The organism is Nitrospira defluvii (genome assembly GCF_905220995.1).
GTDB classification, from domain to species: Bacteria; Nitrospirota; Nitrospiria; order Nitrospirales; family Nitrospiraceae; genus Nitrospira_A; species Nitrospira_A defluvii_C.
Genome location: NZ_CAJNBJ010000002.1, coordinates 13,097 through 26,350 on the forward strand (window position 1 = coordinate 13,097; position 13,254 = coordinate 26,350).

General features: G+C 60.0%; 16 protein-coding genes. 6 read left to right on the plus strand and 10 right to left on the minus strand.

From position 1 onward, the window contains the following. Positions 1 to 77: 77 nt before the first annotated feature. The 6 genes from KJA79_RS07420 to KJA79_RS07445 form a co-directional block, all read right to left on the minus strand. On the minus strand, positions 78 to 527 hold the full coding sequence (locus KJA79_RS07420; RefSeq protein WP_213041401.1) for an NADH-quinone oxidoreductase subunit NuoE family protein: 450 nt from the start codon (positions 525 to 527) through the stop codon (positions 78 to 80). A 74-nt stretch (positions 528 to 601) separates the two neighbouring features. Further along, positions 602 to 1,972 carry a hypothetical protein gene (locus KJA79_RS07425; protein WP_213041402.1) on the minus strand — a complete coding sequence of 457 codons (1,371 nt, stop codon included), beginning with the start codon at positions 1,970 to 1,972 and terminating at the stop codon, positions 602 to 604. After that, positions 1,956 to 2,180 carry a DUF2934 domain-containing protein gene (locus tag KJA79_RS07430; RefSeq protein WP_213041403.1) on the minus strand — a complete coding sequence of 75 codons (225 nt, stop codon included), beginning with the start codon at positions 2,178 to 2,180 and terminating at the stop codon, positions 1,956 to 1,958. Before KJA79_RS07430 ends, KJA79_RS07425 begins: the two co-directional genes overlap by 17 nt. A 30-nt stretch (positions 2,181 to 2,210) precedes the next feature. Beyond that, entirely contained in the window at positions 2,211 to 3,149 is a 939-nt protein-coding gene (locus KJA79_RS07435; protein ID WP_213041404.1) for a universal stress protein, read from the minus strand. Between the two features lie 3 nt (positions 3,150 to 3,152). Then, the gene (locus tag KJA79_RS07440; RefSeq protein WP_213041405.1) at positions 3,153 to 3,581 is read right to left on the minus strand and encodes a cupredoxin domain-containing protein; all 429 of its coding nucleotides are present in this window, start codon (positions 3,579 to 3,581) and stop codon (positions 3,153 to 3,155) included. 30 nt (positions 3,582 to 3,611) lie between these two features. Further along, the gene (locus tag KJA79_RS07445; protein ID WP_213041406.1) at positions 3,612 to 4,112 is read right to left on the minus strand and encodes a universal stress protein; all 501 of its coding nucleotides are present in this window, start codon (positions 4,110 to 4,112) and stop codon (positions 3,612 to 3,614) included. Positions 4,113 to 4,611: 499 nt separating this feature from the next. On the opposite strand from KJA79_RS07445, the gene KJA79_RS07450 reads away from it, so the two are divergent. Together KJA79_RS07450 and KJA79_RS07455 are read left to right on the plus strand one after the other, a co-directional pair. Further along, positions 4,612 to 5,253, plus strand: coding sequence for a dienelactone hydrolase family protein (locus KJA79_RS07450; RefSeq protein WP_246507512.1), 642 nt, complete (start codon positions 4,612 to 4,614; stop codon positions 5,251 to 5,253). Positions 5,254 to 5,263: 10 nt separating this feature from the next. Further along, the gene (locus KJA79_RS07455; RefSeq protein WP_213041408.1) at positions 5,264 to 6,127 is read left to right on the plus strand and encodes a universal stress protein; all 864 of its coding nucleotides are present in this window, start codon (positions 5,264 to 5,266) and stop codon (positions 6,125 to 6,127) included. Between the two features lie 160 nt (positions 6,128 to 6,287). On the opposite strand, the gene KJA79_RS07460 is transcribed toward KJA79_RS07455, so the two are convergent. Then, positions 6,288 to 6,695, minus strand: a complete 408-nt coding sequence (locus KJA79_RS07460) for a hypothetical protein (protein WP_213041409.1) — start codon at positions 6,693 to 6,695, stop codon at positions 6,288 to 6,290. Between the two features lie 156 nt (positions 6,696 to 6,851). Between KJA79_RS07460 and mtaB the strand changes: the two genes are divergently transcribed. From mtaB to KJA79_RS07475, 4 genes are all read left to right on the plus strand, one after another. Beyond that, complete coding sequence (mtaB, locus tag KJA79_RS07465) at positions 6,852 to 8,195, plus strand: tRNA (N(6)-L-threonylcarbamoyladenosine(37)-C(2))-methylthiotransferase MtaB (protein ID WP_213041410.1); 1,344 nt, start codon at positions 6,852 to 6,854, stop codon at positions 8,193 to 8,195. Beyond that, positions 8,192 to 9,550, plus strand: coding sequence for a tRNA (N6-isopentenyl adenosine(37)-C2)-methylthiotransferase MiaB (gene miaB, locus KJA79_RS07470; protein WP_213041411.1), 1,359 nt, complete (start codon positions 8,192 to 8,194; stop codon positions 9,548 to 9,550). The genes mtaB and miaB overlap by 4 nt, the downstream gene beginning before the upstream one ends. Positions 9,551 to 10,013: 463 nt before the next feature. Continuing rightward, positions 10,014 to 10,145, plus strand: a complete 132-nt coding sequence (locus tag KJA79_RS22940; RefSeq protein WP_281412667.1) for a hypothetical protein — start codon at positions 10,014 to 10,016, stop codon at positions 10,143 to 10,145. 86 nt (positions 10,146 to 10,231) lie between these two features. Continuing rightward, a complete protein-coding gene (locus KJA79_RS07475) occupies positions 10,232 to 11,266 on the plus strand; it encodes a hypothetical protein (protein WP_213041412.1) in 1,035 nt (344 codons plus the stop codon). Between the two features lie 14 nt (positions 11,267 to 11,280). Here the strand turns inward: KJA79_RS07475 and KJA79_RS07480 are convergent, their stop codons facing one another. The 3 genes from KJA79_RS07480 to KJA79_RS07490 form a co-directional block, all read right to left on the minus strand. Further along, the gene (locus KJA79_RS07480; RefSeq protein WP_213041413.1) at positions 11,281 to 11,997 is read right to left on the minus strand and encodes a 3'-5' exonuclease; all 717 of its coding nucleotides are present in this window, start codon (positions 11,995 to 11,997) and stop codon (positions 11,281 to 11,283) included. Continuing rightward, positions 11,994 to 12,395: an 8-oxo-dGTP diphosphatase MutT gene (gene mutT, locus KJA79_RS07485; protein WP_213041414.1), complete on the minus strand. Its 402-nt coding sequence runs from the start codon at positions 12,393 to 12,395 to the stop codon at positions 11,994 to 11,996. Before mutT ends, KJA79_RS07480 begins: the two co-directional genes overlap by 4 nt. Before the next feature lie 102 nt (positions 12,396 to 12,497). Then, positions 12,498 to 13,223: an A/G-specific adenine glycosylase gene (locus KJA79_RS07490; RefSeq protein WP_213041415.1), complete on the minus strand. Its 726-nt coding sequence runs from the start codon at positions 13,221 to 13,223 to the stop codon at positions 12,498 to 12,500. Between the last annotated feature and the right edge of the window lie 31 nt (positions 13,224 to 13,254).

The window sequence follows — 13,254 nt, forward strand, 5'->3', positions numbered from 1 at the left end:
ATCCGGGCAATGGGAAACGATGAAACTTGCCTGCGGGCCACGAATCCGGCACAGACCGCATCATCTGCGGCACTCGACTATTTGTAGCCCTCGAGTATACGGTCCAGCTGCGACGGCAGCACGCGACCGTACAGGTCGCGATCGATGATGACCGTAGGGGACACCGCACAATTGCCTGCGCAGGACATGGTGTCGAGCGTGAACCGTCCTCCCGGCATCGTCTCATGAACATCGGTCCGCAGGCGTTCTTGTAATTGACGCAGCACTTGCCCGCAGCCGTTGGCGTAACAGGACTCCCCCATGCAGACCCGAATGATGTGACGTCCCGGCGCCGAGGAACGCAGATCCGGGTAATACGATAGGACACCTGCCACCTCCGCAGTGGTGACACCAAGGCTCTTCGCGATGACCGGCACCATGTCGGCCGGCACATATCCGAGCTGTTCCTGGAGGGCGAGGAGCGACTGCAAAATATTGGGCGGTTCGCCGCGAAACCGATCCAGAATGTCTTTCACCTGCTCATGCATACACAGACCGTCGCTCGCATTTCGTCGTCCGTATCTCGCCGAACTCAGGTTCGTTTCACCTTTCACGTCGCACCTCAGCAGAGGCCGACGTGCGCGCGCAGCTTGTTATAGTCGAACGCGGCCACGCCGCTGCGCAGTAGGCCGATATCGCACCGTTCCATTTCATCGATCAGCCCTGCGACCTTGGCTTGCCCCGCCGGCGTCTTGACGACGTGTCGAGGCGTCTCGCCACCAAGCACCGGCGATTCGCGGTCGGCCCATTCGAGATACACAGTTTCGAGAAAGGTGTTCACCAGTGCCCGATCCTCCTCGTGACTCACCACGAGGGTCAATGGCTCCTGGGTTGACAACTCTTCCCTGGTGACCTGACGCACCGGAGGCTGGGCGGTTTCTCCTCGGAAGTGCAACGAAAATCCGAAGGTGGCCGCAAGACTATGTTTGATGCCGTCCAACCGCTCTCGTGAGTCGCACTCCACATAGAGCTCGGTGGCCGTAACCGTCACCCGCGCCTGAGCCGTGGCTGTCGTGTCGGTTCCCTTCGGGCGCAGGATAAACCGACGAAGCTTCTTGGAGCCGGCTGTCGCCTTCACTTGCAGGGGCAATTCTTCAATCCACCCTTCGAGTTCAGCCATGCCACCGGCGATGAAGGTGAATTCGTGGTGTTCGTACAGCGCGATGACATACCAATGAGGCAGACCATCGGGCGTCCGATAGCGAATCTCGCTCACGGCCTCGACCAGGGCCGCGAAACGCATACGAGCAAAATTTCTCAGCAGAATATGGCCGAACCGCTTTGCGAATTCCGGCCAGTCGCCCAGTTCGAAGGAACCGCCGACTACCTCCATCTCCCGACGTTCGTCCGCTGTTTGTTCGTACAGGGTCCGCGCATCTTCGCGCGACAACAGTAAGATCGGCCCGGCCAGAACGGCCAGGGGGCTTTCTGGATCGCCGGGCTCGCGAACGAGGCGGGTCAGCAGCATGTGCCCGGTGTCGATGGTGCGGTCCAGGCTCTCGGCCGGTATCTCATACACCCGACCGTTGCCGATAGACCGCAATGAACGCCGCTGGGCCCCGGACTGACTGGGCAGGACCTCAACCAGGTCGATATAAGAATGTTTGAGCGGGTCGAGCCACACCCGCTCTTCCTCGGGGATGTGTTCGGTGATGACGTCGCGCAGTTGCTCAATCAAGGTCAACTGCCCATCTTCAGGATAAAAGTCTGCGTACAGCAGGAGATCGGCAAGTTCGACTTCTTCCGGCAGCGGCGACAAGGGCGACTGTGTCCCCAATTCCGCATAGACCTGCAATGCGCGCATGAAAGCGAGTCTGCGCTGCTGCTCGAACCCCGGTGCCATGGACAGGCGATCCAGTCTCGACAGCAGATTGTCCAATTCCTTGACGATCGGAACCGAACGCGCGGCAACCCGCTCATTCGCGAGCTTCATGAATCTCCCCCATGACGGCCGATTCCGCATCCAACCAGTCCTGCAGGGCGTACCCTTCGCGGGAGCCCCGCTCCTTCCAGAGCTCGTAGGCTTTCTGCGAGATCCGCTCCCACATGCCCTCAGGCAGCTCGATCGATGCTCCGACAGGCCTGGCTGCAGCTGCGGGTTTTGATTTCACCGCTGACCGTTTTTTGACGTTGGGTTTCATTGACGGACTCCTTTACGCGAGACCAAGCGGTTATGACTCTCCCAGCGGAACGACACGTTGATAGTCCGGACCAACCTTGAGCCGACGGACGGTGAGCACCGGACAGGGCGCATGCCGCAACATGGCGCCGGCAATACTCCCGACCAGCACGTGTGAGAGGCCGCGCCTCCCATGGGTACCCATGATCATGAGGTCGTACCCCTGCGCGGTCACGTAGGACGTAATCGAGTCGGCCGGCAAACCCGGTTTCAGAGCATAGTCGGCCTGAAGATCATGGGCGGTCAGACAAGCCGTGAGCACCGTCAGCCGTTTTTCCAGATAGGCCCGCTGCTCCTTCCATTCTTTTGCATGGCTGAGGCTGAAATCCAACCCGTACGCGACCGGCTCCATGGCATGGAGGATCGTGAGGGAAGCCCCGAGCGGCTTCGCAAACTGCACGGCGTACTCCAGCGCATCCAGCGAACAGGTCGAGAGATCGATCGGCACCACGATCCGTTTGATCGCCGGAGCCTGAGTTGCCGGGGCCGCACCCTTGTCGGCCTTCACCGCGAGCACGGGACAAGGCGCGATGCGCACCACCCGCTCCGCCGTACTGCCCACGAGGACGTGATCGAGCCCGGTTCGCCCATGTGTCCCGACCACCAGCAGGTCGGCACCGATTTCCTCCGCCACGGCTTGCACACATTGGCTCGGGATGCCGACGTCAATACGGGTCGCGATCGAGTGACCGGCCGCCTTGACCCTGCTCTCCAGCGAGGCCAACTGACGCTTCGCTTCGTCCCGCAAATGATCCAGGTACATCTTGTTGACGGTGTAGTCCGGGTCCATTCCCGGATACAGTTCGAGCACCGTCATCACCGTGAGTTCCGACTTCCAGAGATCCGTCAGAGTCAGGGCATACTCCAGCGCCCGGTCGGCGCAAGCCGAAAAATCCGTCGCAAACAGGATTCGTTTGATCAGAGACGCCATGGGTTAGACCGCCTCCACGCTTAGGAGGAGCAGTTCACCCTTCATGTTCTGATGAATCGAACAACGAAATTCATGGCGGCCGGGCCGCTCCATGTTGAACCGGATCACCGCCTCCTTTTTGGCGTCGAGGAAGACTCCGCTGATGCCTTTCCCGTACGAGACGACTCCGCCCGACGTCACACGTGTCGGAATCCCCTCGAACATGGTGGAGCCGAAATCGTGCCGCTCCTCATCTTCATTGGTAATGGCGATGACCGTCGGCACGCCCAGGTGGAGTGGGACCTGTTTCGTCACGAACGCAAAATTCTTGATGCTCACTTCGATCCGCTGCTCCGCCTGAGCTCCCCCCTGCGAACACAGCGTAAGCACACATCCGGTCGCCAACAGGATCTGCTTGCCACTCAACACCACCCTTGCCCACGTCGCACCCATATCGCTGCCTCCTTCTGCTGTCGTTCTCGCCTACGTGCTTTTCGCCGCCCGCACCTTGCCCCGTTTGATCGGCAAGGGTACCGTGAGCACCGGACATCCGGCCGTCCGGACGACTTTCTCCGCGGTGCTCCCGAAGAAAATCTTATCAACACCACCCAACGCCCCTCCGTAACTGCCCATCACCACCAAATCCACCCCTTCTACCCGCGCCGTCCTGGCAATTTCTTCGAACGGAGATCCATCGGCCAGCAACCGCCTGACCGTGACGCCCTTCGCTTCATCCCAGGCCAGCAATTGTCTGGCATTCAGGCGCGCAACATGATGCAACTGCTTCTTCTGCTTCGCCGCCTCCGAAGCCGGCGCCAATCCGAGTCGATTCAGGGCATCGAGACTCTTCGTATCGACGACGTGCAACAGCAGCACCTCCGCTTGATAGGACTTGGCGAAGGAGAGCGCAATCCGGTACGCCTCCTCTGAACAGGGAGAGAAATCCACGGGAACCAGAATTTTCGTGAAGAGCCGATCTGCCATCACACCTCCGGAGCGGGCATCATGCCTAACCATCAGCAAGGCCAATGCCATTGCTGCGGCGCGGAAGCTGTCAGGAATCCTTCAGGAATCCCTGCGTTTCATGGGCAATTTGCTATGCCCCGTCACCGTCTGCTCTCTGCCGGTGGTGTCCTGCTACAGCAGAGATTCGTATCCTGTAGCACAACGCCACAGAGTTCTCAAAGCTGACGCCGGATGGGACTGGCCTCCGGATGAGTCTGTTTCGCTGAATAGAGGACAGTCACGGCCTGCTGCGTTCACACCAGCGGAAGCCCGACTCGCTTCCTTGATGGCATTTGTCTTGCTCAGTGAACCGTTGAAAGGATGACACCATGTCGCGAACACAGTGGCTGTTGCTTGGAGCGGTCTTGATTGGGACCGCCGTTGCGATCTACTTGATCTTCTTCTGCCCGACAGAATGTCATTGAGCGGTCGTCACCTTCGAACGGGGCCCGACGTTTGACCTATGCGCCAGGACAGCATGAATCAGATCACGATCACCGGCGACGGGGTCAGGCTGGACGGCATTCTGAGAATTCCCGACCACGCGACAGGGGTCGTGGCCTTTGCTCATGGTAGCGGCAGCGGCCGATTCAGCCCGCGTAATCAATACGTGGCCCGTGTGCTGGACACCGGCGGTTTTGCCACCCTGTTGCTGGATCTGCTTACTGCCGACGAGGCCGACGATCGACGGAAAGTCTTCAACATCGATCTGCTGACCGACCGACTCCTGCTGGCCCAGACCTGGTTGGCCACACATCGCCCGACCAGCGGATTGAGGGCCGGATACTTCGGTGCGAGCACGGGAGCTGCGGCAGCCTTGCAAGCAGCGGCGCGGAAACCCCAGGCCGTGGACGCAGTGGTGTCACGAGGCGGACGACCGGACTTGGCAGGTCCCTACCTCAGCCGGGTCACCGCGCCGACGCTGCTGCTCGTGGGCGGCGACGACGGCCCCGTCATCGACATGAATGAGGAGGCGCTCGCGCAACTCACGTGCGAGAAGCAGCTCATCATTATTCCCGGTGCGAGCCATCTGTTCGAAGAACCAGGTACCCTCGAACAGGTGGCTCGTGAAGCTTTGCATTGGTTCGAGCGACACCTCAGTCCCGCATCCTCAGCGTAAAGGAGCCCCCATGAAGACCCTGCTGGCAGTCGATGGATCGGACCATTCCTACGAGGGCGTTCGCGCCCTCAAATATCTCCGCCGGGCCGATGATCTCACGCTTCTGCATGTCGTCGACGCGCCGAAACCGGCCTATCCCATGATGATGCCCGAGGTCGCGCAGGAACTGTATGCCCAGTTGGAACGCAGTATGAAGGAAGACGGCGAGCAGTTGTTGACGCGGGTGCAGTCCCTTCTCCCGTTGCACAGCGGGCCGGTCACGAAACTCCTGGAGGTCGGATCGCCGGCGGAACAGATCGTCGCAGCGGCCGAATCGCGCCACGTCGACCTCATCGTCATGGGAGCCAGGGGGCTCGGGCCAGTGAAGGAACGATTGTTCGGCAGCGTATCGCACCGGGTACTGAGCATGGCGCCTTGCGCCAAACTGATCTTGCAAGGTTCCCTTCGTAGCCTGAAGGAGGTCCTTCTCCCGCTGCAAGGGACCTCGGACGCCGAAGCAGCCGTGCGATTTCTGGCGAAACAGCCCTTTCACGAGCCAGTCAACGTGAACCTGCTCACCGTGCTCCCACCGACCCGCCCACCCTGGCCTGTGGACAATAGGGCTGCAGAACAGCTGGAAGCCCAGGCCCTTGGTCATGCCCGGGACTTCGTCGAGGAGGTCGCGGCGAAGTTACGCGCGCTCGGGTATACGACTCGCGCCACGAGCCTGCTGGGGGTTCCCCTGACCATGATTCTTCATGAGGCGGAACGGCTGCGAGTTGACCTGATTCTGGTCGGCTCTCGCGCGAGGCAGGGCATCACCCGGTTCGTGCTGGGAAGCGTGTCCCATGCGGTGCTGCATCGAGCGCCCTGTCAGGTGCTGGTATTTGAGTGATCGAGCGAGGTGAGGAGAGACCGGTGTGCAGGCCAGGCTGCTCAGAACGGTCGTCCAGCAAGGCCGCAGGGAGCACGTCGACTGAGGCGTACCCTCTGGGTGCGTCGCAAGGAGGCGTGCGACGGAGAACGCCGCTGGCGGCCTTTCTGGGCAGCCGGGACTAACATGGCTGGCCGTTAAAAAGACAGGGCTTATACCGCGCCACGTCGAATTCGATGTTTTCCTGGTAGACCTGTTCGTTCCCGTTGACCCCGTCCTGATCGGGGTCGTTGAACATGGTGTGGTTCCACCAGTAAAAAAGCGGATACTGTTCCGTGTAGTAGACCGGATTCCCGTAGTTGCTCCTCGTGTATTCCTGCACCAGCCGCCCCGTCACATAGTCCACCTTACCGTCACCCTGCAACGAATAGAGCATGATGAACATTCTTGACTCATGGTCGTAGACTTCGTCGAGACGACTGTTCACGTCGGGCTCCAACGGGAGGGGGTCCATGGACCATCCGTGGACTGGTGGAAACACCAGCAGAACGGCAAGAACCAGAGCGGCGGCAAGGGGGTGGTTCGTCATAACTCCAACGTCCAGCCGAGATTGAGGCGTGAACATTTCGATCATGCTACCACCCACCGATACTCTGTTCAAGTTGACCGGTTCACGCGCATGCGCATATTTTCACGCGTCCTTCGGCTTGCCCATCGAACACCCGCCCTCTTATAATCGCACACGATGTCCACCAGCATGCCGCGCGCGTCACTCCATACGTTAGGTTGCCGCCTCAGCCAGTCGGAAACCGCCATGTTGGCCGATACCCTGACACGCCAAGGGTACCGCCTGGTCGAGTTCGGCAAGGAAACGGACCTCCTCGTCTTGAATACCTGTTCTGTCACGGAGAATGCCGAGAAAGATTGCCGCTACGCAGTCCGCAAGACCCTGCGCCATTCGCCCAACGCCTTCGTGGCCGTCACCGGCTGTTACGCGCAGACCGGAGCCGCGCAACTGCAATCCGTGCCTGGCATCGACCTGATCGTCGGCACGCAATACAAAATGAACCTGCCGGAGTACCTCCCGGCCCCGGACCAACTCCGGAAACAACCGGAACCGGAACTCCGCCATAGCCGAACGATCGATCGCGAGGACTTCGTCCTCCCCGGCACCGCCTATTCCGACTCGACCAGGGCGCTGCTGAAGATACAAGACGGATGCGATTTCATGTGCAGTTTTTGCCTGATTCCCTTCGCACGGGGGCGCGAGCGCAGCCGGGTGGCCGAGGATGTCTTGCGAGAAGCGCGCGAACTGGCCGGCCACGGTTACAAGGAACTGGTGCTGACCGGCGTGAACATCGGTCGCTACTCGCATCATGGAATGGAATTGGTCGACCTGATTCGTGAGATTGAGGCCATCCCGGAGGTCATCCGGATCAGGATTTCCTCCATCGAGCCGACAACCGTCCCTCCGGAGTTGCTCCGGCACATGGCCGCCTCGACGAAACTCTGCCGCTATCTCCATATTCCCCTGCAAAGCGGCGATGACCACATCCTGCAGGCGATGAACCGGCGATATACCGTCCGTGACTATGAGGACCTGATCGACCAAGCCTTCCGCCTGATGCCCGACCTCGGTCTCGGCACAGACCTCATGGTCGGGTTTCCCGGCGAAGACGAACAGGCCTTCGCCAACACGCGGCACACTGTCGACCGTCTGCCCTTCTCCTATTGTCACGTGTTCAGCTATTCATCCCGGCCAGGAACGGCTGCGACACGACTGGAGCACAAGATTCCGGCCGCCGTGATCAGGCAGCGCAGCAAGACGCTGGCGGAATTATCCCGAAGCAAGGCGTTGGCGTTTTACCAACGACACATCGGCCGCACCGAGTCCGTGTTGTTTGAACAGGGTGACCGTGATGGCTTTCGTACCGGCACAACCGGGAATTTCACCCGCGTCGCCGTCCCGGCAGAAACAGTCGCGGCCGGCTCCATCCACCCCGTCACCATTACCGGCGTGATGGACGGCCTGGCCTACGGCCACCTCGCCGCTCCCTCCGCCATCCACTCACGCAGGCCATTGTTATGACTCAACCGACTAAGCCCCACACCGTCCATATCGAAACGTTCGGCTGCCAGATGAACGAGTACGACTCGGAGCTGGTCCGCACGTTGCTACGCAAAGCAGGCTTCGAGTTCACCGAGGACCGTGAACGCGCCGACGTCATGCTGATGAACACCTGCGCGATCCGTGAGAACGCCCACAACAAGGTCTACGGGCATCTCGCGGAACTGAAAGCCGTGAAGGCGCAACGCCCGCTGGTCGTGGGCGTGCTGGGCTGCATGGCGCAAAACCTGAAGGAAGAGCTCACCGAGAAGCAGCCCCTCGTAGACGTGTTGGTGGGACCGGACGGATACCGGCAACTGCCCGGGTTGCTGACGAGGGCCTTAACCTCAGAAGAGGAGCAGTTGACGCGCCGCGGGCTGGCGGTAGACCTGTCGGAGTACGAAACGTACGACGACATCCTGCCGGAGCGCGACGGCGGCGTGAACGCGTGGATCGCGATCATGCGCGGCTGCGATAACTTCTGCAGTTTCTGCGTGGTCCCGTACACACGTGGACGGGAGCGTTCGCGCAATCCCGAGGGAATCTTGCGCGAGGTGGAAGCCTCGGTGGCATCCGGTCATACCCAGATCACGCTGCTCGGACAAAATGTGAACTCTTATCACCATGACAACTGGGACTTCGCCCGGCTCATTTTGGCCGTCGCCGAGGTGCCGGGCGTGCAGCGTGTGCGTTTTACCTCCCCGCATCCGAAGGATTTTCCCCCGGCCCTGCTAGACGCAGTCGCGGGTCATCCGAACATCTGTAAACACATCCACCTGCCGCTGCAGTCCGGCAACGATCGTATTCTCGACCTTATGAATCGGACCTACAGCCGTAAGGAATACCTCGACTTGTCCGCGACGATCCGTCGCAGGCATCCCGGCATCGCCCTGACGACCGATATTATCTGTGGATTCAGTTCCGAAACCGAAGAAGAGTTTCTCGATACCTATCGCGTGGTGGAGGAGGTACAGTATCACTCCGCTTATGTATTCAAATATTCGGAACGCAAGAACACCATCGCGGCGCGCAAGTTTCCGGACGATGTGCCGGAAGCCGTGAAGGGAGAACGGGTCAGCCGCCTGGTCGACCTACAACGTCCGATCACCGCGCGACTGAACCGTGAACTGATCGGACGAACTCTTTCGGTGATGGTGGAAGGCGATTCGAAACGCTCTACCGACCAGTGGATGGGGCGCACCGATACCGGGGTGTATGTCATTTGGAACAAACAAGATGCGCCGGCAACACTCGGCAGCATCCAACCGATCACCATCTTGGATGGAAGCGCCGCTGTGCTCATGGGACGGCGCGAGGCTGGTGCGACCCTCTCGTGAACGCCTTCTGCTTCGCCCACCCTACCCCGGCCCTGCGTCTCTCACTAGTGCGCGCTGCCGCGCGATCGCACAACCAGCGGGCACAGACTGCAGGTCCGAGGGGACATTGTTGCCCACTCCTGAACAATTCTCGCCAATTTTTAGACGCCCGCCCGCGTCAGACTGACAACCAGGATCGGCACCACCTGTCCTCTCGGTTTCGTCGACCCGAGCGGCCTCACGATGACCGCCCGGTTTATGGAGCGCTCTTGCCACCTTGAAACTTCAATAGTTTAAACAGCAGTCCCCACTGCATCGCGTCACGCAACATTCACGACCATCATCGTAGTGAGCGACTCCCCAGAGTCGAAAACTCGCGCCCCGTAAGTCCATGGAATCAGGGCATAGGCCTTGCTTGGTCCACTCTGGCGACCAACAGCAAGAGAACAGAACAACCACCGATCCGGCCAGAGGACGTCCCGCCATGAAGAAACAGATCGCCCAGAGTCAGGTAGAAGAAGCCCCTAGGGGAATGAGCCTGGAAACCATTATTGCCGTCGGGGTCTTCGGATGGATGGCCCTCGGCGTCGTGATGATGGGCCTGGGTATCTGGTAAGGCCGATCCGTCTCCTCGCGACTTCGCCCTGAAGACGCGCCGCCACCGTTCCCAAGCACATCAACCAGCCGAGAAGGAAGACCGTTATGCTGACCTACGGCTCCCGCTCCCCCCTGACAGCCACCGTACATTCCGCAATCCTTGGGTTGAGTTTCCTTGGAGCAATGGCGGCCGGGTGTTCAGCGACAACCGCCTCCGTTCACCAACAGGCAGGGCAACCTCAGGCGTCTGTCCGGCTGGAAGAAGTCGCCGATTGGGAGTTTGAAGCCTCCCACCCCAGTTCTTTGGAAATCGACACCCTGCGGGACCTCCTGCGGGCTGTCGTGATTTCCGATGCACCGACCGATCTATCGAATCTGCCCGTGGATGGCAGCAAGCCGATGACAGTGTTCAGCGATGAGGACGTGCGATATCTTGCTCCCCTGCTAGCCCAAGCGTTGTCCCAAGCGCAACCCGAATACGTGGTCGCTTTCCGGCTATCCTCATCGGCAGGGTCAGGCGTTGAACCCACCGCGGGCACCCTTTACGTTCACAACGACCGGTTATACCTCACCATCACCGAGCACCAGGGCACGCTCCAGAAAGTTGAATCGACATGGTTTCGTAGCGGCCGACCGGCACGCGTCGTGAGTATTGCTCCGGCCTCGGCCGGTCGCATCGAGCAGGCAGTGCCGGCCACCGTCCAGGGGCAACAGCAGCTAAAGTCGTTGGCCATCGACTACAGCCTGTTTACCAAGAAGGTTGATCCAGGTCCGGCCCAGGCCAAGGATGCAGTCGCAGCCGCGGTTAAACCAGCCCAGACGATGTCCGCGCCGGCGGCTGCGCATCCTGCCGAACGGCCGGTGAGCCTTCGCCCCAGCACGCCTTCGCCCGCCGAGGAACAAGTCGCGGCCAACGTACCGACGATGGCAGATGATCGAATGAGTGAAACCCTGCAGGAATTGCAGGATGCGCGGGACGCCATGGCCCGCAAGGACGCCAAGATCAACGCCCTCCGACGAGATTTAGAATCGATGCGGGTGCAGTTGGAAACGAAGGACAAGGAACTGCGGGCAGTCAAGAATACACAGCAGACACAGCCCAGACGGGACAACCGGAACAAGGCCGAACTTATTCGCTGACCCGGCCACTGCGCTCACCCCACATCAATCAACTCCGGCCTTAACAGCACCACCTCGCGCGAGATCGGCTGCCGGAAATTCATCCGGCAATAGCAGCCATAGGTCACATAGGTATCTTGCAGGCAATAGAGGGCGATCTCCCGCCCCTGCCCCTCCGTCCACATCTGCGCCACCTGCGAGCCGCTTCCGGACTTGCTCTCGACGTTCAACGCCCGGGCCAGCACGTCCAGCTTCACCCACCCGCGATTATCCCAATTGCTCCAGATCGCCATGGTGTCATAGACAGGCTCCGCCCGAAACTTGGCCAGATTGATCTCCATGCTCGGCTTCACCTGATGGATGATCGATCGCTTTTTGATAAAGGGCAGATCGAAATTGAGGCCGTTGTGGGTAATGAACAACGAGGGACGCAGTTGCGCCAAATGGCTCCAGAAGCACCGCAGGAGCTCCTGCTCGTTCCCCCCGTACCAGGAGGTGGCGCCGCGAGGCTCAAGATTGTCGGAAAACTCCAGAAGGCCGATGCAGACAATCTTGCTGAACGTCCCGTCGAAGGACGATTTCTCGTAGAGTTCGTCTTCCAGGCGCTGTTGGGCCTGCGCCTCCCCGACCGCGAAGAGATCGCCCCCGGTTTGATCATAGGCAGCCTCCCCAGAGGTGAGCTGGCGTCCGGCAATCCGCGCCCATTCGTGCTTGGGCGCCTGCACCGTTTCAATATCGAGCACCACCTTCATCGGAAGGACACCTTCTTTTCTCGAAGCGCGGCGATCACCGGCTGATCGGCCTGCGGAAACTCGAACGCTGCCATTTCATTGGGATAGACCCATCGGACTTCCGCACAGTCCAGGGCCACCGCGGTCCCGGTTTCGATCCGACACCAAAAAAAATGCAGTTCTACCACCTTCTCAGGATACTCGTGTCTGACGATTTGGAAGGGAGTCGGAGTTCCGATGCGAATGTTCAGCTCCTCCCAGAGTTCCCGTCGCAGACATTCCTCCAGGGTTTCTCCCGCCTCCCGTTTTCCGCCGGGAAATTCCCAAAACCCGCCGAGATGCACGCCCGCCTTCCGGCGCGCGATCAGGTAGCGTCCTTCATGTGCGATGATCCCTGCTGCGACCTCGATGACTTCCATGGAGTAGTAGTCTGATACCGTCCGATCAACAATCTTGAAGGGTCACGGCATTCTTCCCTGCAGCGTTGAGCATCGACCATTGATCACGAAACAATTCCCTCATCACTTCTTTCCGTCGAAGGGATAGGTCTTGCAGAACGTCTTCATGGGGCAGAGCAGACAATAGGGATTACGGGCGGTACAGACCGTCGCGCCAAAATCCATGATCGCTTGATTGAAGTCATATCCCTTGCCACGAGGAATCAGCGCCTCGGAGAGTTCCCAGAGCGCCGATTTCTGACCTTTCGGGTCTCCCTCCGCAATGAACACACGGTACAAGACGCGTATCACATTGGTATCGAGAATCGGCGCATCCTCGTTGAACGCAAACGAACGGATTGCGCCGGCCGTATACCGGCCGATGCCCTTGAAAGACAAGAGCTCATCCGCATCATTCGGTAACTGCCCTCCGTAACGGGCCACCGTTTCACGCGCGATGCTGTGCAGTCGTTCGGGACGAATGTTGTAGCCCAACGGGTACCAGGTCTGTTTCACCTCGGCCACCGGCGCGTCGGCCAACTCCGTGAAGGACGGGTACCGTTCCAGAAACTCATGGTACTTGGGGATGACGCGATCCACCTGCGTCTGCTGAAGCATCACCTCCGAGACCAGAATGTGGTAGGGATCGGAGGTTCTCCGCCAGGGCAGGTCGCGGCCGTGCTCCTTGTACCATTTCAACAACCGGTTCTGAAATCGCCGCTTCTGCCCGGGGGCGAGCGGAACGGAAGACTTCGACGGTTGCTTCTTGCGCCTCGAGGCTGATTTGGTCGCGCGAGTGTTTGTAGGCATACCGGTTCGTGATGGGTGGCGGCATTCTAAG

What these genes read in the sequence shown, in the direction of transcription:
- KJA79_RS07430 (WP_213041403.1), bottom strand. Translation starts at nt 2,180, where the DNA reads ATGAAACCCAACGTCAAAAAACGGTCAGCGGTGAAATCAAAACCCGCA.
- KJA79_RS22940 (WP_281412667.1), top strand. Translation starts at nt 10,014, where the DNA reads ATGAAGAAACAGATCGCCCAGAGTCAGGTAGAAGAAGCCCCTAGGGGA.
- KJA79_RS07490 (WP_213041415.1), bottom strand. Translation starts at nt 13,223, where the DNA reads ATGCCTACAAACACTCGCGCGACCAAATCAGCCTCGAGGCGCAAGAAG.
- miaB (WP_213041411.1), top strand. Translation starts at nt 8,192, where the DNA reads ATGACTCAACCGACTAAGCCCCACACCGTCCATATCGAAACGTTCGGC.
- KJA79_RS07480 (WP_213041413.1), bottom strand. Translation starts at nt 11,997, where the DNA reads ATGAAGGTGGTGCTCGATATTGAAACGGTGCAGGCGCCCAAGCACGAA.
- KJA79_RS07455 (WP_213041408.1), top strand. Translation starts at nt 5,264, where the DNA reads ATGAAGACCCTGCTGGCAGTCGATGGATCGGACCATTCCTACGAGGGC.
- KJA79_RS07460 (WP_213041409.1), bottom strand. Translation starts at nt 6,695, where the DNA reads ATGACGAACCACCCCCTTGCCGCCGCTCTGGTTCTTGCCGTTCTGCTG.
- KJA79_RS07425 (WP_213041402.1), bottom strand. Translation starts at nt 1,972, where the DNA reads ATGAAGCTCGCGAATGAGCGGGTTGCCGCGCGTTCGGTTCCGATCGTC.
- KJA79_RS07450 (WP_246507512.1), top strand. Translation starts at nt 4,612, where the DNA reads ATGAATCAGATCACGATCACCGGCGACGGGGTCAGGCTGGACGGCATT.
- KJA79_RS07435 (WP_213041404.1), bottom strand. Translation starts at nt 3,149, where the DNA reads ATGGCGTCTCTGATCAAACGAATCCTGTTTGCGACGGATTTTTCGGCT.
- KJA79_RS07445 (WP_213041406.1), bottom strand. Translation starts at nt 4,112, where the DNA reads ATGGCAGATCGGCTCTTCACGAAAATTCTGGTTCCCGTGGATTTCTCT.
- KJA79_RS07420 (WP_213041401.1), bottom strand. Translation starts at nt 527, where the DNA reads ATGCATGAGCAGGTGAAAGACATTCTGGATCGGTTTCGCGGCGAACCG.
- mutT (WP_213041414.1), bottom strand. Translation starts at nt 12,395, where the DNA reads ATGGAAGTCATCGAGGTCGCAGCAGGGATCATCGCACATGAAGGACGC.
- KJA79_RS07440 (WP_213041405.1), bottom strand. Translation starts at nt 3,581, where the DNA reads ATGGGTGCGACGTGGGCAAGGGTGGTGTTGAGTGGCAAGCAGATCCTG.
- mtaB (WP_213041410.1), top strand. Translation starts at nt 6,852, where the DNA reads ATGTCCACCAGCATGCCGCGCGCGTCACTCCATACGTTAGGTTGCCGC.
- KJA79_RS07475 (WP_213041412.1), top strand. Translation starts at nt 10,232, where the DNA reads ATGCTGACCTACGGCTCCCGCTCCCCCCTGACAGCCACCGTACATTCC.